Origin of the sequence: Lacipirellula parvula (assembly GCF_009177095.1) — a bacterium.
Lineage (GTDB): Bacteria > Planctomycetota > Planctomycetia > Pirellulales > Lacipirellulaceae > Lacipirellula > Lacipirellula parvula.
On sequence record NZ_AP021861.1, the window covers coordinates 917,215 to 938,121 of the forward strand.

Annotated in this window: 12 protein-coding genes; 9 read left to right on the plus strand and 3 right to left on the minus strand. The window is 62.4% G+C overall.

Annotation, left to right across the window (positions count from 1 at the left end):
• Positions 1-14: 14 nt before the first annotated feature.
• Positions 15-1,004 (minus strand): LamG-like jellyroll fold domain-containing protein, encoded by a 990-nt coding sequence (locus PLANPX_RS03415; protein WP_152101780.1) that lies wholly within the window; start codon positions 1,002-1,004, stop codon positions 15-17.
• 481 nt (positions 1,005-1,485) lie between these two features.
• Here PLANPX_RS03415 and PLANPX_RS03420 point away from each other — a divergent pair, with 481 nt between their 5' ends.
• The 9 genes from PLANPX_RS03420 to PLANPX_RS03460 all read left to right on the plus strand — a co-directional run bounded on the left by PLANPX_RS03420 (position 1,486) and on the right by PLANPX_RS03460 (position 18,343).
• A complete protein-coding gene (locus PLANPX_RS03420; protein WP_172991837.1) occupies positions 1,486-3,546 on the plus strand; it encodes a PQQ-dependent sugar dehydrogenase in 2,061 nt (686 codons plus the stop codon).
• Between the two features lie 224 nt (positions 3,547-3,770).
• Entirely contained in the window at positions 3,771-5,477 is a 1,707-nt protein-coding gene (locus PLANPX_RS03425; protein WP_152097369.1) for a GH39 family glycosyl hydrolase, read from the plus strand.
• Between the two features lie 235 nt (positions 5,478-5,712).
• Positions 5,713-6,117, plus strand: a complete 405-nt coding sequence (locus tag PLANPX_RS03430; protein WP_152097370.1) for a hypothetical protein — start codon at positions 5,713-5,715, stop codon at positions 6,115-6,117.
• Between the two features lie 69 nt (positions 6,118-6,186).
• A complete protein-coding gene (locus tag PLANPX_RS03435; RefSeq protein ID WP_152101781.1) occupies positions 6,187-7,260 on the plus strand; it encodes a DUF1559 domain-containing protein in 1,074 nt (357 codons plus the stop codon).
• Between the two features lie 20 nt (positions 7,261-7,280).
• Entirely contained in the window at positions 7,281-9,683 is a 2,403-nt protein-coding gene (locus tag PLANPX_RS03440; RefSeq protein ID WP_172991838.1) for a glycoside hydrolase family 127 protein, read from the plus strand.
• 45 nt (positions 9,684-9,728) lie between these two features.
• Positions 9,729-11,729, plus strand: a complete 2,001-nt coding sequence (locus PLANPX_RS03445) for an alpha-L-arabinofuranosidase C-terminal domain-containing protein (protein WP_152097372.1) — start codon at positions 9,729-9,731, stop codon at positions 11,727-11,729.
• A 78-nt stretch (positions 11,730-11,807) separates the two neighbouring features.
• Positions 11,808-13,082 (plus strand): family 43 glycosylhydrolase, encoded by a 1,275-nt coding sequence (locus PLANPX_RS03450; protein ID WP_152097373.1) that lies wholly within the window; start codon positions 11,808-11,810, stop codon positions 13,080-13,082.
• A gap of 83 nt (positions 13,083-13,165) precedes the next feature.
• On the plus strand, positions 13,166-16,705 hold the full coding sequence (locus PLANPX_RS03455; protein WP_172991839.1) for a family 16 glycosylhydrolase: 3,540 nt from the start codon (positions 13,166-13,168) through the stop codon (positions 16,703-16,705).
• Positions 16,706-16,735: 30 nt separating this feature from the next.
• The gene (locus PLANPX_RS03460) at positions 16,736-18,343 is read left to right on the plus strand and encodes a fucose isomerase (RefSeq protein ID WP_152097375.1); all 1,608 of its coding nucleotides are present in this window, start codon (positions 16,736-16,738) and stop codon (positions 18,341-18,343) included.
• Positions 18,344-18,457: 114 nt separating this feature from the next.
• On the opposite strand, the gene PLANPX_RS03465 is transcribed toward PLANPX_RS03460, so the two are convergent.
• Both PLANPX_RS03465 and PLANPX_RS03470 read right to left on the minus strand, forming a co-directional pair.
• A complete protein-coding gene (locus PLANPX_RS03465) occupies positions 18,458-19,093 on the minus strand; it encodes a response regulator transcription factor (RefSeq protein WP_172991840.1) in 636 nt (211 codons plus the stop codon).
• A 381-nt stretch (positions 19,094-19,474) separates the two neighbouring features.
• A complete protein-coding gene (locus PLANPX_RS03470; protein WP_152097377.1) occupies positions 19,475-20,089 on the minus strand; it encodes a response regulator transcription factor in 615 nt (204 codons plus the stop codon).
• Positions 20,090-20,907: the final 818 nt, after the last annotated feature.

Below are 20,907 nucleotides of genomic sequence, written 5' to 3' on the forward strand. Positions count from 1 at the left end.
TCTCGGAACGACGCTTACGCGCGACGGCGACTCGCGACGATTCCCATGGCGGCGAAGCCCGCTAGTGCGAGCGTCGCCGGTTCCGGAATCGCGACGAACAGCATCTGTGCCGGCGCGAGCGCGGCGTTGCTGATCCGTACGTCGTCGATGTATCCATTCACGCGATCGCCGTGGCCGTCGTTGTACATGCCGCGGTGCGTCGTCCAGCCGTATGGCGCTACCGTTCCCGTTCCTTCGAAGCCGGCTTCGTTCAAGGCGGCCATGGAGCGATCCGTCGACAGCGTCGTCGTCATGTCGAACGACTTCTCCAGCACGCCGTTGACGAACAGTTTGAGCGAGTTGCCGTCGCTGGTCGCCGACAGGTGGTACCACTGGCCGATCGCGGCTTGCGTCGTGCCGTCGGCGATGTGGACGTAACCTTGGACGTCGACGAAGTTGATCCGAAACACGTTCGTATTCGTTTTCTGCAGGTAGAGAATCGCCTGCCGCGTGTCGCCGTTCGTTGCTTCGCCGAAGCCGTCTTTACCGACGATTGTTTGGTAGCCGTTGACCCCTTTGAAATTCACTGAGGCCTCGATCGACCATTGCGGCAAGGCGCCGATGTTGACGCCGCCGACTTCGAGATCGTCTTGCGTCGACAACACGCCGCAACAAGCGGTCGGAGCGTTCTCGATGCTCAGCGTCGTTCCCGATTGAGCATTTGGCGCCACAACGTTGCTGAACAGCATCGCCGTGAAGCTGCCGTTCTGGGCGAACGCCGACAGGTGGTTGCCGTTGCCCGAGAGATCGGGGATCGCGTTGTCGTGCAGGCCGTTGGCCGAGGGGTGCGAGACCGTTTGCCCCGTCGTCGCCGAGCCGGCGATCATGTCCGTTTCGAACGTCCAGTGGGCGATCGTGGCAGCCGATGCCCCGCTTGCCGAAAGCGTTCCGGCAAGGACGGCGGCGTGACGAACCCAGCGGCAGACTCCGCCGCGACGAGCACCAGCGATACGACTCAGTTTCATGAGAACAGACCTCAGTTGAAGACTCAGAGAAGATGCGTCGCGAGCGACGCGCACAGTGCCTCGTCACGAACCGAACGACTACGACCCGACGGGTCTGCACGGCGACGCTGCCTGCGCGAAGCATTTCACGCGGCGAGAAAGCAGTGCATGACTTGCGTGCGAACTAACGTCGGCGATGCATGGTTGCGTCGCGCGACGCTGCATGGAAAAGGGATCGACAAGCGTTGAAGCGAGCGACGCGACTGGCGACAGTCGAATCAGATAACTTCAGCGCTCGTATGATGATTCGATCGTCGCTTTGTCGCAATCGGATATCGCGGAAATAAATTTAGAGATTGCGCAACGATTTTGCATCGAGCGCACTGTGGGGTTATAGATAGCTTCGTTGCGCGAGGGCGGTTGTCGCCGCTCGCGCGGCCTCTTCTGCTTCTCGTCGAATGTTCGATCGGCTTGCTCTCTTCCGAGGATCCAACCCGTGACGATGCCCCGTCGAATCGCGGCGGCGACGCTGCTTGTCGTTGCCGCGCTATCGCTCTGCGTCCGCCCGCTTGCCGCTGCCGGCTACCATGTGAAGCGGCTGACAGACGATCTCCACATCCCCGTCTATGCGACGACGGCGCCGGGCGACAACAATCGGATTTTTATCGCGCAACTCGGCGGCGTGGCAGGCGATGGAACCGACGGCAGCCCAATCACGAGTGCTCTGGGGCGGATAGTCATCTACGATCGGACGACGGGACTCGTTGATTACAACAATCCGTTTCTAACGATCAACGACACGAGCCTGCTTGAGGAATACGCCGTTCCCGAGGTCGGGCTGTTCGGGATGACGTTTCATCCCGACTTCCAGACGAACGGCAAGTTTTACGTCAACGTGGCAGTGAATCACGTCGGCACGCCGCCGACAGTTGACGGCAGCGTGTCGGAGTTCAAGACGGTGGTGCGCGAGTACACGGTTGATCCCGGCAATCCGAACTTCGCCAACCCGTTGAGCGCCCGGACGATCCTGTCGCTGAACCAGCCCCATTCAAATCACAATGGCAGCTGGCTCGGCTTTAGCCCGCAGGAAGTCGCGGCGGGCGAGCGGAATCTTTACATCACGCAAGGCGACGGCGGGATGCAGCGCGATCCGTCGAACCATGGCCAGGACAAGAACAGTTGGTTCGGCAAAGTGATGCGCGTCGATGTGAGCGGCGACGCCTTTCCAGACGACCCGGAGCGAAACTACGCGATTCCCGCCGACAATCCGTACGTCGGCGTCGATGGCGCCGATGAACTGTGGGCGATTGGCCTCCGCAATCCGTGGCGGGCGAGCTTCGATCGGCAAACGAGCGATTTCTGGATTGGCGACGTTGGACAAGATCGCCGCGAGGAAATCAACTTCCAGCCGGCCAGCAGCGTTGGCGGCGAGAACTATGGCTGGCGGCTGCGCGAGGGAAGCGTCGCGAGTCCCACCGGCGGGATCGGCGGCCCGCCGCCCGTGGGCAACGTGAACCCGACCTATGAATACTTCCATCCAGGGCTATCGCCCGATCCGAATTTTCAAGGGAACTCGGTCACCGGCGGATACATTTACCGTGGGCCGGTGAGCGAGCTGCAGGGGCGGTACGTTTTCGGCGACGCGGTTTCCGGTCACGTTTGGTCGTTCAATCCTGCCAACCCGAGCGGTACCGTGCAGAACATGGATGCACTGTTTGCCCCCGACGCGGGGCAGATCGTCAGCGTCACTTCGTTCGGCGAGGATAATCAGGGCAACCTGCTGATCGTCGATGGCGCCGGACAGTTGTTTCAGGTGATGCCGAACTTCGCAGTGACGCTCACCGTCAATCGCGCGACGGGGGCGATGACGCTCGTCAACGAGACGGGTGCTGTCACGGGGATTCGTTCGTACTCAATTTCGTCGGATGTGGGGGCAATCAATGCCGCTAGCCTCCAGACGATAGCGGGGAATTTTGATGCGCCACCTGGCGGCAACGGCTCGATCGATCCAAACGACGATTGGCAGGTGACGTCGGCCGCTGGGAATCGTGGTTTCTTCCGCGAAGCGTCGCTCGGCGACGGCGGCACGCTTGGCGTGGGCGCCCAACTCAATCTCAGCGGCAGCGGCGGGTGGATTCGCTCGCCGGTGGAAGATTTGGCGCTGTCGATCACGCTGGCCGACGGCAGCATCGTCGCAGGAACTGTCGCGTACGTCGGCAACGGCGGGCAGCCGTTGGGCCGGAGCGATCTCAACTTCGACGGCCAGCTGACGCTCGCGGACTGGAGTGTGTTTCGCAGCTTTAACTTGACGAATCTCGCGGGGTTGAGCGACGCCGAGCAATATGGCCGCGGCGATCTTGATGGCGACGGGCTCAACAATTTTAAGGACTTTAGACTGTTTCAGGCGGACTACGATGCGGCTAATGGCGCTGGGGCCTTCGCGGCGGCGACCGGCGTGCCGGAGCCGGGCGGATTGTTGTTATGCTGCTTGGGATTGTCGGCGCTGGCGATGCTGCGGCGAGTTAGGGCTACTGGACCGCGAAGCCAATTCAGTAGCTGTTAGCCACCAAGAAAACAAAACTCTGAGGTCCCCTCCCCTTGAGGGGGAGGGTTAGGGAGGGGTGGATGCAACGGGTACCAGGATTCCACCCCCTCCCCAGCCCTCCCCTCAAGGGGGAGGGAGCCAGAACATTCAGAGAAGGCAAGCTCTCTAGCAAACTACACGGCATCACGCAGTTAAAGCTACATTGACGACCGCGATCCCTCTCACTAGTTCCTCACAGCTTGATGCATAATACGACGCGGCTACTTGCCACTATTCTGTTTGCGTTGGCCTTCATTTGCACCACCGCAGCGCATGCCGCCGAGGGTTCTTTCCCCGTCGAAATCCGCGTCGACGCCGCCGCCACGCGCGGCCCGCTGCGCCCCATCTGGCGGTTCTTCGGCGGGGACGAACCGAACTACACCTACATGAAAGATGGCGAGCGGCTCCTTGCGCAACTCGGCGAACTGAAGCCCCGCGAGGTTTATTTTCGTACGCACAATTTGCTCACCTCCGGCGACGGGACGCCGGCACTGAAGTGGGGCAGCACCAACGCCTACACCGAGAGCGCGGCTGGCGAACCGATCTACTACTGGACGATCACCGACCGCATCTTCGACACGCTCCTCGAACGAGGCGTGCGGCCATACGTGCAAATCGGGTTCATGCCCGAGGCCCTCTCGACGCATCCGCAACCATATCGGCACGAATGGCGGCCGGGGTTGCCGTACAACACGATTAGCACTGGTTGGCGGTACCCGCCGAAAGACTACGACAAGTGGCGGGAATTGGTCTACCAGTGGACGCGGCATTGCATCGAACGCTATGGCGTCGACGAGGTGAATGGCTGGTATTGGGAAACGTGGAACGAAGCGAACAGCCTCCCCGACGGCTACTGGGGCGGGACGCGCGAGGAGTTTTTTAAGCTGCACGACTACGCCGTCGACGGCGTGCGGCGGGCACTGCCGACGGCTCGCGTTGGCGGGCCCCATTCGGCGGGCGACGGGGGCGATTTTACGCGAGCGTTTCTGGAGCATTCGATGCGCGGCAAGAACTTCGCCACCGGCGAACGCGGCACGCCGCTCGATTTCGTCGCTTTCCACGCCAAGGGCGCCCCGACGCATGTCGATGGCCATGTGCGGATGGGGATTGCCGCGCAACTCGCGACGATCGACCGCGGGTTCGGCATCGTCGCCTCGTTTCCCGAACTGAAGCAGACGCCGATCGTCATTGGCGAGTCGGATCCTGAGGGGTGCGCCGCTTGCCAGGGGCCGATGTTCAGCTACCGCAACGGTACGGTCTACTCCAGCTACACCGCGGCAAGCTTCGCACGGAAGCATGACCTGGCCGACAAGCATGGCGTGGCATTCGACGGCGCCGTCACGTGGGCGTTCGAGTTCGAAGATCAGCCCTACTTTGCCGGCTTCCGGCAACTGGCGAGCAACGGCATTCCGCTGCCGGTACTGAATATCTTTCGGATGTTCAGCCGGATGGGGGGCGATCGACTGGCCGTGACGAGCAGCGGCGAGATTCCGCTCCAGGAGATGATCGAGCGCGGCGTCCGCGACCGGCCCGACGTGGCGGCGCTTGCCAGCCGCGCGGGGGACGAGGTGGCGATTCTCGCGTGGCACTACCATGACGACGACGTCGCCGGCCCCGATGCGGAGGTTGCGCTGACAATCGACCAACTACCCGCTGAGTGGGCGGCGGCTGAAGTCCGTCACTACCGCATCGACGATCTGCACAGCAACGCCTATGCCGCATGGCGACGAATGGGCTCGCCGATCGCGCCGAGCCAAGAGCAGTATCGCGAACTGCAAGCAGCGTCCGAGCTGACGCTGCTGGAGGACCCGGCAGCGATCGAACTCGCGAAGCAGGCTGGGCGACTGGCATTCCGCCTGCCGCGGCAAGGCGTTTCGCTGCTTCTCATGCGGCCGAAGGCTTCGCCCTAACGGCGAGAAGTCGAGAAATGGCATTGCGCGAAGTCTAAAACTTTCTACGCAATTCTAGATGGGGCGCACTCCTTTCATCTGCCATAATGCGAGGGCGACGCAAGAGGAATCGTGACGAAGCATCACGCCGTTCGTTGCTCGCAACTCATCACGCGACTTGTCCTGGGCGCCTGCCGTCGGCTCGCATCGACTGGTTGAGGCGACGCTAATTCTAACTGCAGGTGGTTCTGTGGTCATGCGATTTGTATCGCTGCTTGCGCTGATCGCGACGTTCTGCTGGTGCACCGGCTGCGGCGGCAGATCATCGACCGGGAATACGGCGCATCTCCAAGGCCAAGTCACGATCGGCGGCCAGCCATTGCCTGCCGGAGCAGATGGAGCGATTACTTTCCGTACGACCGCCGGCGGCGCCGTCACGGTGCCGATCGCAGAGGGGAAGTACGATTCTCCCGCGACGCCGAGGGGCGCCGTGAAGGCGTACTTCAGCATCAACAAGCCGACCGGCAAGACATACAAGAGCGCGCGAACTGGGACCGACGTCGCGGAGACGGTCAGCATCGTTCCGGCCAGCGTGAGCAACGGGGTCGAAGTCGAGGTGTCCGGCGATAAGGCGGACCAGAATTTCGATCTCGGGAGTTAGCATGTTCGAGCGAGGCGAGTTGCGTCGCCGAAGCGCGGTGCTTCAGCGAGATGACTCAAGGAGATTTCGATGGTTCACGATCGTCAACGCAGTGCGGGATTCACGTTAGTGGAGCTGCTGGTGGTCATTGCGATCATCGGCGTGTTGGTGGCGCTGCTGCTGCCCGCCGTGCAAGCGGCCCGTGAGGCGGCGCGACGCGGGCAATGTCTCAACAATCAGAAACAATTGTCGCTGGCGTTCTTGAACTACGAGAGCAGCAAGAAGGGGCTGCCGCCGATGGCGAAGTTTTGGTGGAACACGGCCACCCCGGGACAAGAGAAAGGGTATCTGGACGTATTTCCCGCCGGACCCGGCGGTTGGTACGACGACCATGGCTGGTACTTGCCGGTGATGCCCTACATGGAGCAGGCGGGGCTTTCGAAGCTCGCCAGCCCGAGCAAGTCGTTCAGTGATGCGTCGAACCTGGCCGCGCGCACGGCGTTTGTGCCGATGCACCAGTGCCCCAGCGATATTGGCCTCCAGCGCAACGAATGGGACGTCCCCACCTGGGCGCGCGTGCGGTCGAACTACGTTGTCAACGCCGGCAACACGGTGTACGGCCAACACGATTTGTCGACGGTCAACGTGATCTTCGCGGGAGCGCCGTTCCGGCCGCGGATCGACACGCCGCTCAGCATGATTTCCGACGGAACGTCGAACACGCTGATGACCTCTGAGGTGAAAGTGCTTCCTGAGTCGGCGGCGTGGGGTGGGCCTTACTCGGATGCTCAAACGGCTCTCGGCGGGCAGATCTTCACGGGTTGGAACACGCCGAATTCAGCTGCGGCGGACGCCCTCTGCCGGCAAGGGGAATGGTTGGCCAACGTCGAGACCGGATTTGCTCAACAGGGGGTCCCGAAACCGCTGACGGCGACGGTTAGCGCGGCAGGCGATGTGACACTCGGCCGGCTGGCGGGAGAAGCCATTCAAGATAGCAACGGCCATAAGCAGCAACACATCGCCGCGCGGAGCCAGCATGCCGGCGGCGTGAACGCTTCGCGTTGCGACGGCTCGGTGAAGTACTACGCCGACGGGATCGATCCGCTGTTGTGGCGAGCCCTCACCTCCGCCGCGGGCGATGAAACCTTGAGCGACGCGCCGTGATGCCACAGAGATCCAGGTTGATGTACTGCTGCAAGCGGGGCATTGTTCGTCGATTGGCGGTTGCCGTGGCGCTGTTGGTTGGCGTCGTGGTATCTGCTAGAGCTGGCGAAGTCCGCGTCCGCGATCGCGTCGATCCTAGAATTAAACTGCTGGCTCAATCGTTCGAGCCGGGCGACGTCAAACTCCTGCCCGGCCCCTATCGTCACGCGATGGAGCTCGACGCCAAGTTCCTGCTCAGTCTCGACGCCGATCGTTTGCTCAGTTGGTACCGCAAAGAGGCCGGTCTGCCGGAGAAGGCGCCGAACTACGAGGGGTGGGAAGCGCAGGGGATCGCCGGACATTCGCTCGGACATTATCTCTCGGCCTGCGCGCGGATGAGCCGTGCCGCCGACGACCCGCAGTTTTGCGCGCGGGTGGCGCACGTCGTGGCAGAACTTGCCGAGTGCCAGGCGGCCAACGGCGACGGGTTCCTCGGGGCGATGCCGAACGGCAAGCAGGTCTTCAGCGAAGTCGCGCGCGGCGAGATTCGCTCGGCCGGCTTCGATCTCAATGGTTCGTGGGTTCCCTGGTATAACCTCCACAAACTATTCGCCGGCCTGATCGACGCCCACCGCTACTGCGGCAACGAGCAAGCATTGCAAGTCGCTTGCGGCTTAGCCGATTGGGCGGGTCACGTTACCGCCAAGCTCACGCCGGAGCAGTGGCAGCAGATGCTCGCCTGCGAGCACGGCGGTATGAACGAATCGCTGGCCGAACTTTACACGCTCACCGGCAACGAGGCTTACCTCGACCTAGCGAAGAAGTTTTATCACACGCAAGTGCTCGACCCGCTCGCTGCGGAACGCGACGAACTCGCCGGCAAGCATGCGAACACGCAGGTGCCGAAGGCAATTGGCGTCGAGCGGATTTACGAGCTGACGGGCGACGAGCGGTTTGCGCGGATCGCTCCCTTCTTCTGGCGGACGGTGACCGAGAATCACACCTACGCCAACGGCGGCAACAGCGATAGCGAGCATTTTGGCCCGCCGCGTCGGTTGAGCGACCGGCTCGGCCATGCCACCAGCGAAACGTGCAACACCTACAACATGCTCAAGCTGTCGTCGGCCCTCTTCTGCCGCGAGCCACAGGCGGCGTACGCCGACTACATGGAGCGGGCGCTCTGGAACCACATCCTTGCTTCACAACATCCGGAGACGGGGCAGGTTTGCTATTATGTGTCGCTCCGTTCGGGCGATTTTAAGAAGTTCATGGGGCTGCTCGACTTCACCTGCTGCAACGGCAGCGGCATGGAGAACCATTCCCGCTACGGCGACGTCATCTATTTTCACTCCGGCGGCGACGAGCTGTGGGTGAACCAGTTCATTGCGGCAGAACTCGACTGGCAAGATGCCGGCGTGCGTGTGACTCAAGAGACGGAGTTTCCTCGCGGTGACACGGTGCGGTTGAAATTCGCCGCCGATCAGCCTAAGCGGTTCATTCTCAACCTACGACGCCCGCCATGGGTGGCAGGCGAGTTGGCGGTGGCGCTCAACGGCGAACCTGTGGAAGCGAACGCTTCCGCCGGCGGTTATGCGACGATTGATCGCGAGTGGCAAGACGGCGACGTGATCGAGTTTCGATTGCCGATGTCGCTGCGCAGTGAGCCAATGCCCGATCGAGCCAATCGCGTCGCCGCATTCTACGGTCCGATCTTGTTGGCGGGCGACATGGGTACGGCGGAGAGCCGGCCCGAGACGCCGATCATCGTCAGTACGAGCGAGGCGGCCGGCGATTGGATCGCCGCGGAGAACGCCACGGTGCAGGGTGCAAATCAATCGCTCCGCTTCCGCACGCACGAAGCGAGCCAGCCCGAGGATGTGTTACTGAAACCCTTTTACGACACGTATGATCATCGCCACCTTGTCTACTGGGATCGCCTCACGCCGCCGGAGTGGGAAGTCCGCCGCGCCGAGATTGCCGCCGAGCACGCGCGGCTGCAGGAGCTTGAGGCGCGGACGATCGACCAGTTCGCGATCGGCGAGATGCAGGCCGAACGCGATCATCAACTCACCGGTGAAAAGTCGACGCCGCACGAATTCAACGGCCGCAAGCTGCGGCACGCCGTCGATGGCGGCTGGTTCGCATTCGACATGGCGGTGTCGCCCGACGCAGCGACCAATCTCGTCGCCACCTACTGGGGCAGCGAGTCTGGGCCGCGGGAGTTCGACGTGCTCGTCGACGGCGAGCGTGTCGCCACGCAATCGCTCCATCAAGATCGGCCCGAACGGTTCTGGGATCAAACGTACAAACTGCCGCAGAAACTGACCGCGGGCAAACAGAGCGTCAACGTCCGCTTCGCCGCGAAGCCCGGCAACTACGCCGGCGGCGTGTTCGGCATCCGCACCGTCCGCCGCGAATCGACAGGCGCATCCAATCCACAGTAGTACTTAGTCGACCAACTACCTCTTTCTCCCATCTAGAGATACGCCATGAGAACCTCACCCGCCTTCGCGTTCGCCGTGGCGGCGATTCTTTGTTCCTCGCCTATCGCACGGCTCGATGCCGCCGATGCCGTGTCTGAACCCGCAGCGTCAGCGCCTAAGACTGCGACAACGGTGAAGATCAACGCCGCTGAGCGCCGTCCCGATATCAATCCCTTCATCTACGCTCAATTCATCGAGCACCTCGGCCGCTGCATTTACGGCGGCATCTGGGCCGAGATGCTCGAAGACCGCAAGTTTTACTTCCCGATCACCGAGAACTACGCTCCCTACAAGTCGCTGGAGAAGACCGAGTTTCCCGTCGTCGGCGCCTCGCCGTGGCAAATCATCGGCTCCGCCGATGGCGTCGCGATGACGAAAGAAAAGCCGTTCGTCGGCGAGCAGACGCCGCAAATCGCCGCGGGACACGGCATTCGCCAGCGCGATCTCGGCGTGGTGCAGGGGAAGAAGTACATCGGCTACGCGTGGCTAAAATCGGCAGGCGACAAGCCGGCTGCCGTGGAAGTGGTGCTCAAGACGAGCGACGACGCCAAGCCGACCGCGCACAAAATTGCCAAGCTGACCGGCGACTATCAAAAGTATCCCTTCGAGTTCACCGCTGATGCGACGACTGATCACGCGAATCTCGAACTCAACGCCGTCGGTGAAGGGAACGTCCTCGTCGGCACGATTTCGCTGATGCCGGCCGACAACGTGAAGGGAATGCGGGCCGACACGCTCGCGCTGCTGAAAGAACTTGACGCCCCCATGTATCGCTGGCCGGGCGGCAACTTCGTGAGCGGGTACGACTGGCGCGACGGCATCGGCGATCGCGATCGTCGTCCGCCACGTAAGAATCCGGCCTGGACAGGCGTCGAGCACAACGACGTCGGTCTCGACGAGTTCCTCGTCTTCTGCCAAGAGGTTGGCGCCGAGCCGCTGATCGCTGTGAACACCGGCTTTGGCGACGATTACTCCGCCGCTCAAGAAGTCGACTACTGCAACGGCGCCGCCGACACGATCGGCGGCGAGTGGCGCGTGAAGAACGGCCGCGTCGAACCCTACGGCGTGAAGTATTGGTGCGTCGGCAACGAGATGTTCGGCAACTGGCAGCTCGGTTACATGGCCCTGCCACAGTACGCCCAGAAGCACAATCTCGTCGCGAAGGCGATGCTCAAGGCTGATCCGACGATCGAACTGATCGGCGTCGGCAACTTCGATCCGAAGGACAACGCCAAGTGGTCGGAGGGGATGCTCAAGGATTGCCACGAGCATATGGATTACATTTCCGAGCATTTCTACCGCGGCCGGACGCCGTGGGGCGAAAAAACCCCCGACGACGTCGCCCAGCATGTGGCGATGCTCAAGGAAGAGGTGAAGAAAAAGGCCGACGGCCATCGCGACATCCAGAAGCGGCAAGGGCTGCTACCCGATCGCACGATCCCGATTGTGATGGACGAGTGGAACTACTGGCACAACGACTACGTCTACGGCGAACTTGGCTGCGCGTACGACTTGGCTGATGCACTTGGCGTCGCCGCGGGCCTCCACGAGTTCTTCCGCAATACCGACATCATCCGGATGGCGCACTACGCTCAGACGGTGAACGTCATCGGCTGCATTAAGACGACAAAAACCGATGCGTTCCTCGACACAACCGCGTATCCGCTGATGCTCTACCGCAAGCACTTTGGTACGCAACCGGTGGCGGTCGACTACGAGGCGGGCGAGCAGAATCTCGACGTCGCCGCGGCGCTCAGCGAAGACGGCAAGACGCTAGCGATCGGCGTCGTGAACCCCTCGAATAAACCCGCGCAGCTGAAGTTCGACGTCGCCGATCTGAAGCCGAGCCAAGCGGCAACGCAATGGATCGTCGCCGGCAAAGATCCCCGCGCGACGAACGACGCCGACAACGATCGAATCAAAGACGTGCAGAGCGACGTCGAGTTCGACGGCAACTGGGAAGTCCCCGGCTTCGCCTTCGGTATCTTGAGCATTCCGCTGCAATAGCATGACCGTTTGAAAGACGCCGGGCCAGCTCCCCACGTTGGCCCGGCGTTGTGCATTTTCTCGCAGAGAGCAGGCAACATGATTTTCTATCGATCGATTGGTCGGCGTACCCTCGCGGGCGCGCTGTTGACGTTGGCGTTCATTTGCGGTGCCTCCCCTGCCCTGGCGGCTGACCCGACCGGGTACGTTTACGCCTACTTCAAAGGGGGCTGGCCGACCGGCGGATCGAGCGGCGTCTTCCTTAGCTTCAGCACCGACGGGCTGAACTTCACGCCGCTGAACAACGACCAGGCGGTCATCACGCCGCCGCGGGCGCCTGCGTTCCCCGCCGGCGAAAACCAAATGCGCGATCCGTCGGTCGTCCGCGGGCCCGACGGCAAGTTCCACATGGTGTGGACCACCGGCATTACGACGAAGACGATCGGCTACTCATCGTCAGACGATCTCGTCACCTGGTCGACGCCGAAGCGAATCGAGGTGTGGGGCGCCGGCGTCAACGTCGCCAACACCTGGGCGCCGGAACTTTACTACGACGAAGAGCAGGAGAAATATCTCGTCGTCTGGGCGTCGAACCTCAACAACGGACCGCACAAGCTTTACTCGTTCACGACGACCGACTTCGATACGTTCAGCCAGCCGAAGGAATTTTACTACGCTGGTCAAACGGTGATCGACGGGATGATCGCTCGTGACGAAGCGAACGATCGCTACCTGATGGCCGTGAAGGACGAGCTAAACGGTTTCAAGAATGTTTGGCTGGCGACGAGCGACGAGGCTCAAGGGCCTTATGTGCGCGGCGCGGCGCCGATCATTGGGCCTGGCTCGGCAATCGAACCAAATGCGGTCGAAGGTCCGTCGATCATCAAAGTTGGCGACACTTGGCAGTTGCACTACGACGCCTACGGCGCTGGCTACCTCGGCGTGGCGACTTCCACTGATTTGCAAACATGGGTCAATCGCACAGCCGAAGCGAAGCTGCCGAACACGGGCAACCCGCACCATGGCACGGTCTTCGCCACGCCGATTTCGGCGATCGGCTTCGACCTGCCGTTTGAAAAAAGCGATCTCAACGGCGACGGCGCCATCAACCTGCAGGATTGGTCAGTGTTCCGTGCGAATCACCTCGTTGACCTGAGCGGATTGACGCCGGCGCAACGCGCGGCTCGCGGCGATCTCGACGGCAACGGCCGCATCGGCTTCGCCGACTTCCGGCAATTTCAGGCAGACTACAACTTCCTGAACGGCGCCGGCGCCTTCGCGGCGATGCTGGCGAGCGTGCCGGAACCGGCGTCGGCCCCGATGCTGGTAGGCGGGCTGGTGCTGGCCGGTTGGCATGCGCGGTTGCGGCAGTAGGTGATCATTTCATGTTGAATTGGCGATCACTCCTGCTCGTAGCGCTCTCGACTGTCGCTCTCCTCAGCGGAGAGCGCACGGTCATGGCAGTCTATTGGAACGCCGATCCAGCGTTTGGTTCAGCGTCGGTCGGCGGCCTAACGAACCGCCCGCTCTGGTTCGAGAACGTCCACGTCATCAACAACGGGACGAACAACACCCGCGGCACGGCGATGTTGCTCGATTCGCAGTGGGCCCTCACCGTGCGGCACGTCGTGCAGAACGGCGGCAACTACGGGGCGATCGCTCCGGCGGGGCAAATCTCGGTCAACGTCCTCGGCACGATCTACACGGGGAGCCAAGTCTTCACGCCCGACGGCGGTTCAGAGATGGCGCTCGTGCGTCTCTCGGCGAACGTCCCCGGCGTGCAGCCTGCGGCGCACCTGTTGAACTCGACCTTCGACGAGCCGGGCCGCATTCTGAACATCGGCGGCTACGGCCAGTGGGGGACGATCAACACGACCAACGCCGGCGGTACGGTCGCGGGGACGAGCAGCAGTGCGGTGAGCTTTCATCATGCCTACAACACCGGCACGATCGCCGGCAACGGGCAGATTCAGATCGTTGCGAACGGCGAGCCGCTGCTGTCGACCAATCGGCTCGTCGAAGGATTGGCAGGCCCTGGCGACAGCGGCGGCCCGATGTTCGGTTTTTACGGCACGAACTTCGGGACGCAAGCAAGCGATCCCAATCAGTGGCGGATCGTGGGGCTGACAGCGACGAGCAGCAACCCGACGGCATGGGGCGGCGCTTCGCACTACACGCGCGTCGCCGCCTATCGGAACTGGTTGGTAAGCACGATCACCTCGCGCAGTGATCTGAACAACGATCGCTTCGTCAACGGCGCCGATTGGGAGCGGTTCAAACTCTACAACCTGACGGATCTCAGTGGACTTACGCTGGCCGAGCGTGCCGCCCGCGGCGATCTCACCGGCGATGGGTTCAACAATTTCGCCGACTTCCGCATGTTCCAACGTGATTTCAATCTCGTGCATGGCGAAGGAGCGTTCGCTGCATTCTTGGCGAGCGTGCCTGAACCGAGCGGCGCAGCGTTGCTTGCCGTTGCATTGGCCTGCTTCGGCCGCCGTCGTCGTTTTAGCAGACTTAAGGCGTTGCGTTGCACTTTGCTCACCACGTTACTCATCGCGATGGCGACGTGCGTTGCGAAGATGGATGCGACGCAGGCCGATCCGCCCGGCGCCGGCTGGCATCTCATCCATGCAGACGAGTTCTCGACGGCGACGGTCGATCCGGTGAAGTGGGACACCGACTACGCCTGGGGCCGTACGCACAACCACGACGCTTACATGCTCGACTCGAACGTGACTCAATCAGGCGGGGTCCTCAGCCTCACCGCGACGCGCGAGGCGACGGGTGGCAAGGGGTTTAGCTCCGGCGTCATCAGTTCGCACAACGACTTCCGCTACACTTACGGCTACGCCGAGATGCGGATCAAGATGCCGAGCAAACGCGGTTCGTGGCCCGCCTTCTGGATGCTCGACGCCGGCTGGCCGCCGGAGATCGACATCATGGAATACGTGCTGTTCACCAATGAAACGATCAACGATCAGTACTACGCGAACAGCCATTGGTCGACCAGCTCGGGGAACGCGTCGAACGGTCAGTGGATCGACCGCAACGTCGATCTCGGCGCCGCGTTCCACACCTACGGGCTCGAGTGGACTAGCACGCAGCTGAAGTACTACTTCGACGGCGTGCTGGTGAAGACGGCGTCGAATCAAGCGTCGTTTCAGAACATGTACACGATCCTTAATTACGCGGTCGACGGCTGGCCCGGCGCCCCGTCGCTCGCGCAGTGGGCGGCCGGTTCGAGCGACGTAACGCAAGCCGATTGGTTTCGCGTGTGGCAGAAGCCGGCGAGCGTTCCGAACACGGCTTGGACGCTCGCGACGGGCACGACGGGCGCGTGGGACGCCGACGCCAATTGGTCGAATGGCCGCGCTCGCTACGAACGCCAGCGGGCTTCCTTCGGGACGACAGCTGCGCGGCGGATGCTCGTCACCTGGAGCGGTAGCCGCACTGTCGGCGAGATTCATCTCGATGGCGCGACGGCCTATGTGCTAGGCGAAGCGGGGGGCGCCGTCGAGAGTCTCATGTTCGCCGATGCTCCCGACGGTTGGTCGTTGCTCGCGGTGGATGGTGGCTCGGCGGGCCATTTCATCAACAGTCGGCTCGACGTCTGGTCGAATCTGGAAATCCGCCACAACGGCGCGGCGCCATTGCGGCTGCAGGGCGACCTCATCGGCCAAGCCCGACCAAACGGCGACTCGTCGACCGGCGGCATTGTCCTCTTCACCGGAGCCGGGCAAACCGTGTTTGCCGGCAACGCCAGCTCGCAGCGGGATACGCGGTTGGAGAATGGCGCCAACGTGCAAGTCACGGGACGGCTCTACCAGGAGAACACTGTGCAGCGCGGCACGGCCGTGAGGATTAGCGGCGGCTCGCGGCTTGAGTTGCGCAACCTCAACGACAACGGCGTAGCAGGCGCGGCGCTGGGATTCTTGCCGAATGGTTCGAGTTCAATCTTCATCAACGACGGCACACTCGCGATCACCGAGAATTCGCAATCGACGCGATCGCTCACGATCCTCGCGGGCGGCGCGACGGTGGAGGCGAATGCGACGTTCGAGTGGAACGACTCTGGCGCCGCCGACTTAGTCTCGTTCGAAGGCGGGCGGCTTACGCTTTCCGGCAGTGGCAACGGCGTGTTGAACAAGCAACTGAACGGCACGGGCGGCCTGACAAAGCGCGGCAACGGCCGCTGGGAACTTCGCAAAGGAAATCTGTACCAAGGGACGACGCTTGTCGACGCCGGCGCGCTGGAAGTGACCGGCGCCACCGGCGCGGGTAGCGTGAGCGTCGCGGCGGGCGCCACGCTGAGCGGTACGGGGCAGATCGCCGGGCCGCTGGCTATCTCGGGAACGCTCGCGCCGGGAACTGCGGCGGACTTTGCACCATTGCACGCGGGCGATGTCGCGATCGAGACCGGCGGCGAACTGCGCATTGAGATCGAGACGACGACGGCGTTCGATACACTTGCCGCGATGGGGACGCTGACAATCGTCCCCGACGCCAAACTGCACGTCGCTTTCGCCGCTAGTTCGACGTACGTTCCGACGGCTGGCGACGAGTTCATCATCGCCACTGCCATTGGCGGCGTGGCGGGCGGCTTCGATCAACTAGAGCTGCCGAGCGTCGACGGACTCGCGTGGAACCTTGTGACCGCCGAGAACAGCCTCACGCTCGAACTGGTCGCGGCGATTTCTGCTGACTTTAACCTCGACGGCGTCGTCGACGGCGCCGACTTTCTTGTCTGGCAGCGCGGCGCGAATATCGCGAGCGGTGCAGAGCCTAGTGACGGCGACGCCAACGGCGACGGCCGAGTTAACGGCGAAGACCTGCAAATTTGGCGAGAGCAATTCGGCGCCGTCGCAAATCTCGCAGCCTCGCCAACGGCTGGCGTTCCCGAACCGGGCGGAATGGTGCTGTTGGGCTTAGCCATCGTCGTCGCTGCTCCGGTCCGTGCGAGGTTGCGAGGCAATCGCTACAATGTCCGTTCTTAATGGACACTGTCTCCTCAGCGATCATCGACCATGGCTTCTCGCGAAGTGCTGCTGTTGGCCAGCGGCGACCAACGACTCTCCGCTAATCAAAACTGCTGGGCCGCTCAGCACGAGATGGAAGAGCGACTCGGCCAGGCCGTCGCAGCGCTCGGCTACACGCTGCGGCGGGCTCACCCTTACAAGGAGACGGAAGGCCATGGCTTTCTCGCCAGCCAACGCGAAGGGATGGAAACGTTCCGCTCAATTCCCCCCGACGCGCCTCTCATCGTCGCCGAGGCGGTGTGGCAATACTCGCATCACGTCCTCGCCGGCCTGACGACCCATCGCGGGCCAATCCTCACCGTGGCGAATTGGTCGGGCCAATGGCCCGGGCTCGTCGGGATGCTCAACCTCAACGCCTCGCTCACGAAGGCGGGCGTGCGGTACTCGACGCTCTGGAGCGAAGACTTCACCGACGACTATTTTACCAGTCGCCTGAAGTCGTGGCTGGAGACTGGACGATGCGACCACCGAGTTGACCACGTCCACCCGCTGCTAGCGGCCGGTCTGAAGAGCGACGCCGCCGATGCGGGACGCGGTCTCGCCGAGGAACTCCAGCGCGACAAAGCGATTATGGGAGTGTTCGACGAAGGCTGCATGGGGATGTTCAACGCGATCATTCCCGATCATCTCCTTCACCGCACTGGAGTGTTCAAGGAACGCCTCAGCCAGTCGGCCCTCTACTATGAATCCCTCCAAGTCGCACCGGTCGACGCAAAGGCGGTCTACGACTGGATCCGCGAGCGCGGCATGCGGTTCCATTTCGGCGTCGATGGCGCTTCCGAATTGACCCAAGAGCAAGTCTTCCGCCAGTGCCGGATGTATGTCGCGGCGGTCCGACTCGCCGACGATTTTGGCTGCAGCCTCATCGGCATCCAATATCAGCAGGGGTTGAAGGATTTGTTGCCCGCGAGCGACCTCGTCGAGGGGATGCTCAACAACGCCGATCGGCCGCCGGTGCGCAGTCGCGACGGCAGCCGCGAACTATTCGCAGGCGAACCGGTCGTCCACTTCAACGAGGTCGACGAGTGCGCCGGGCTCGACGGCCTCATCACCTACCGCGTGCAGCGCGCGCTTGGCCAACCAGTCGAAAGCACGCTCCACGACATTCGCTGGGGCGACGTCGATCGCAGCGGCACGGTCGACGGCTACGTCTGGGTGCTGCTCATCAGCGGCGCCGCGCCGCCGGCGCACTTCATCGATGGCTGGGCCGGCGCCGAAGGGTTCCGCCAGCCGGCGATGTACTTCCCCAGCGGCGGCAGCACGCTCCGCGGGGTCTCACGGCCGGGCGAAATCGTCTGGTCGCGGATTTACGTTGCTGACGATGCGCTCCACATGGACCTCGGCCGCGGCACAGTCGTCGCATTGCCTGACGAAGAAACCGAACGTCGTTGGCAAGCCACGACCTACCAGTGGCCGATCATGCACGCCCAGCTGCATGGCGTGAGTCGCGATCAACTGATGGCAAAGCACCAGTCGAATCACATCCAGGTTGTTTACAGCGACGAAGCCTTGGCGGCTGATCAAACGCTGCAGGCGAAAGCGGCGATGGCCCTCGCCCTCGGAATCCGCGTGAACCTGTGCGGCGTCACGTTATAGCGACTCGCGATTTGGAACCGCCGATGAATTTAGATAAACGCAGATAGGGATAAAGCCAAGGGAAGTCGTCCCTTACCGCTACTCCTTGGCTGCGTTCATCTGCGGTTGCACTTCTCAGCTTCCTGGCTTTCTGTCCGCTGAGATGCCGAGTTCGATCGAGATGGCGATCAGCTGAGGGAACGTATCGGCGCCAAGCTTCGACATGATCTTCGAGCGGCGGTTTTCGACGGTGCGCCGGCTGACGTTCAGATCGTCGGCGATCTGCTTGTGATCGCATCCCTGGATGATCAGTTCCAGGATATGCCGCTCGCGCAGGCTTAGTTCGCTATACCGCGCGAGCAGCGCTTGGCGGCGTTCGTAGGCGGCGCGTTGCACCGCGTCGCGAGCAAAGGCGGCGTGGATCGCTTCCCACAACGACGTTTCCGAGAAACAGTGCCGCTGCAGGTAGGCCGCAACGCCAAGCTGCACCGCCCGAACCGCGGGCGGCACAGAATTGCAATCGGTGACGACGATAATCGGCAACGCGTCGGGTAGCGTCGCCAACTGCTCCAGTACGCCGAGGCCAGTGTACGCAGGCGCGGGCAGCGACAGAATCAGGCAGCCGCGTCGCCCTTGCGCCGCTCCTTCGAGAAATTCCGCGGGCGACGCGAACGTCACGGCGACGAAACCCATCGAGGCAACGAGCTTCTGCAACGAGTGACGTGAATCATCGTTGCTATCGACAATGTGAGCGGCAGGCTGAAAATCCACCAACGATGTCCTGTGAATGCTGAACGCCATGCGGCGCTGGCGGCGTGAAACGACCTCGCGAGGTCGGCCCGCGAGAGCTTCGATTCTATAGACAGTGGAGAAGAGCAGAGTGAATGCTCACGCGCATGCGCCCGGGCGCCCGTCGCCGGGGCGCGTCGTGACATCGGCATGCGGGAGCCTTCGCTCTCCCTTTTCCGACGGATCAATGCCGCCATGGTAGACGGCGGAGGTTGGGAAAAGGAATAGCCATCTCCACGGGTGGGACGTGTTTTTCCACTTGCCGCCGGCGAATGCAACGCAGCGGTTCGAAGACCTAGCGAAGACGCTCAAAAAACGCAGGGCTTTCCGGTGATTCGCGTCCACGGCGGCAAGCGCCCTACTTCAGATGTGCGAGCCGGCCTCTAGGGAGATGCGCACCAAGTCGGCAAGCGTGTCGACCTCCAACTTCATCATGATCCGGGCGCGCCGGTCCTCCACCGTCCGGCGACTTACCCCCAGATTGGCGGCGATCGACTTATTCGCTTCGCCTTGCAGCACCTGATCGAGAACCGCACGCTCGGCCGCCGTGAGTTGTGCGAACCGCCGATCGATGGCTTCCTTGCGGAAATACGCAGCGCGGGTGCGGGAGTCCTGCTCTAAGGCCCGTTGGATCGCGTCATACAGTTCCGACTCCTGGAAGGTCTTCTGCAGGAAATCGACAGCGCCCATCCGCATGGCCCGCAGTGCCGTGGGAACCTCGGCATGGCCGGTCATGATGATGACCGGAGGGCTCAACGGCAGGCTGGCTAGCCGCTCTTGGAGTGCTAGGCCGCTCGTCCGTTGCATGCGGACGTCGAGGATCAAGCAGCCGGGAATTAGCGGATCGAACTGCTCGACGTAAGCGTCGGCGGAGGGAAACGTCTGCGCACGAACGCCCATCGATTGAACTAAAACCGCGAGTGAATTCGCGAACTCTGCGTCGTCGTCGATGATGCAAACCAATGGTTCAACGGCCATAGGGCGGCGCCGGTCTTCCGTGTCGAACTGGTAGAAGCGTGAGAAAAGCCGCGGCGAGCCGTTTGAACCCGCCGGGGTGCTGCTGAGTCTGATGATCGCATGCGGTAGAAAAATGTCCAGCCAAGTTTCTGCTAGAGGACTGGTGGGATTCGACTACGGCGAACCGCGTGACCGCTGCGATCGCCCTCGCGTATTTGCGGGCTTGGCTTGGCGGCTAGCGCGGAATTAACGGTCCGTCTAAGTGGCTGCTGCCTCGGCATTCGTCGCCAAGGGCGGAACGCCCCGAGCAACTGTTTCACAGCGACCATCCGCGGGTGAAAGGGAAAATTTGAGCTGATGACTGCATGAACGCGGGGCGTTTCATTGAGTGTGTTGCCGGACGCACAAGTCCGTCTGCGGGACGACGAGGCGGCGGTTTAGGTCTCGCTGGGGCGTTCGCACCACGGCTTACTACAAAACTAGCGTGCCGAATTCCGCACTCGCGCGGTATTTAGGCGAGTCCTGTCGGAATTCGTGCGCGATCGCGCACGCGGCGCGATGCACAACTCCGCGAGCCGAACGCAGCGACCGGCGTCTTGTATCAGCTATGCGGAGGAGCGTTGGCTGCGATCCCAGGCGCACGGGAACCCACAAATTAAATATCAGGGGTGCATTCGGGATTCCGTTAGCAATGTGAGCCTTATGTTTCGACAGGCAAGCGAGAAGTCGATGCACGCTTCGACGTTTTGCCGCAGCGCACGGAAACCGCAGACGCCGACTAGCCGGCGAGGCGAAGGATGTGCGCGATCATCGAACGGCGGTTGCTGGCCATTGACGCA

Bases quoted from the DNA above. Each gene is read 5' to 3' on its own strand.
- PLANPX_RS03450 (WP_152097373.1), top strand. From the start codon at position 11,808: ATGATTTTCTATCGATCGATTGGTCGGCGTACCCTCGCGGGCGCGCTG.
- PLANPX_RS03430 (WP_152097370.1), top strand. From the start codon at position 5,713: ATGCGATTTGTATCGCTGCTTGCGCTGATCGCGACGTTCTGCTGGTGC.
- PLANPX_RS03455 (WP_172991839.1), top strand. From the start codon at position 13,166: ATGGCAGTCTATTGGAACGCCGATCCAGCGTTTGGTTCAGCGTCGGTC.
- PLANPX_RS03470 (WP_152097377.1), bottom strand. From the start codon at position 20,089: ATGGCCGTTGAACCATTGGTTTGCATCATCGACGACGACGCAGAGTTC.
- PLANPX_RS03440 (WP_172991838.1), top strand. From the start codon at position 7,281: ATGTACTGCTGCAAGCGGGGCATTGTTCGTCGATTGGCGGTTGCCGTG.
- PLANPX_RS03415 (WP_152101780.1), bottom strand. From the start codon at position 1,004: ATGAAACTGAGTCGTATCGCTGGTGCTCGTCGCGGCGGAGTCTGCCGC.
- PLANPX_RS03420 (WP_172991837.1), top strand. From the start codon at position 1,486: ATGCCCCGTCGAATCGCGGCGGCGACGCTGCTTGTCGTTGCCGCGCTA.
- PLANPX_RS03435 (WP_152101781.1), top strand. From the start codon at position 6,187: ATGGTTCACGATCGTCAACGCAGTGCGGGATTCACGTTAGTGGAGCTG.
- PLANPX_RS03445 (WP_152097372.1), top strand. From the start codon at position 9,729: ATGAGAACCTCACCCGCCTTCGCGTTCGCCGTGGCGGCGATTCTTTGT.
- PLANPX_RS03460 (WP_152097375.1), top strand. From the start codon at position 16,736: ATGGCTTCTCGCGAAGTGCTGCTGTTGGCCAGCGGCGACCAACGACTC.
- PLANPX_RS03425 (WP_152097369.1), top strand. From the start codon at position 3,771: ATGCATAATACGACGCGGCTACTTGCCACTATTCTGTTTGCGTTGGCC.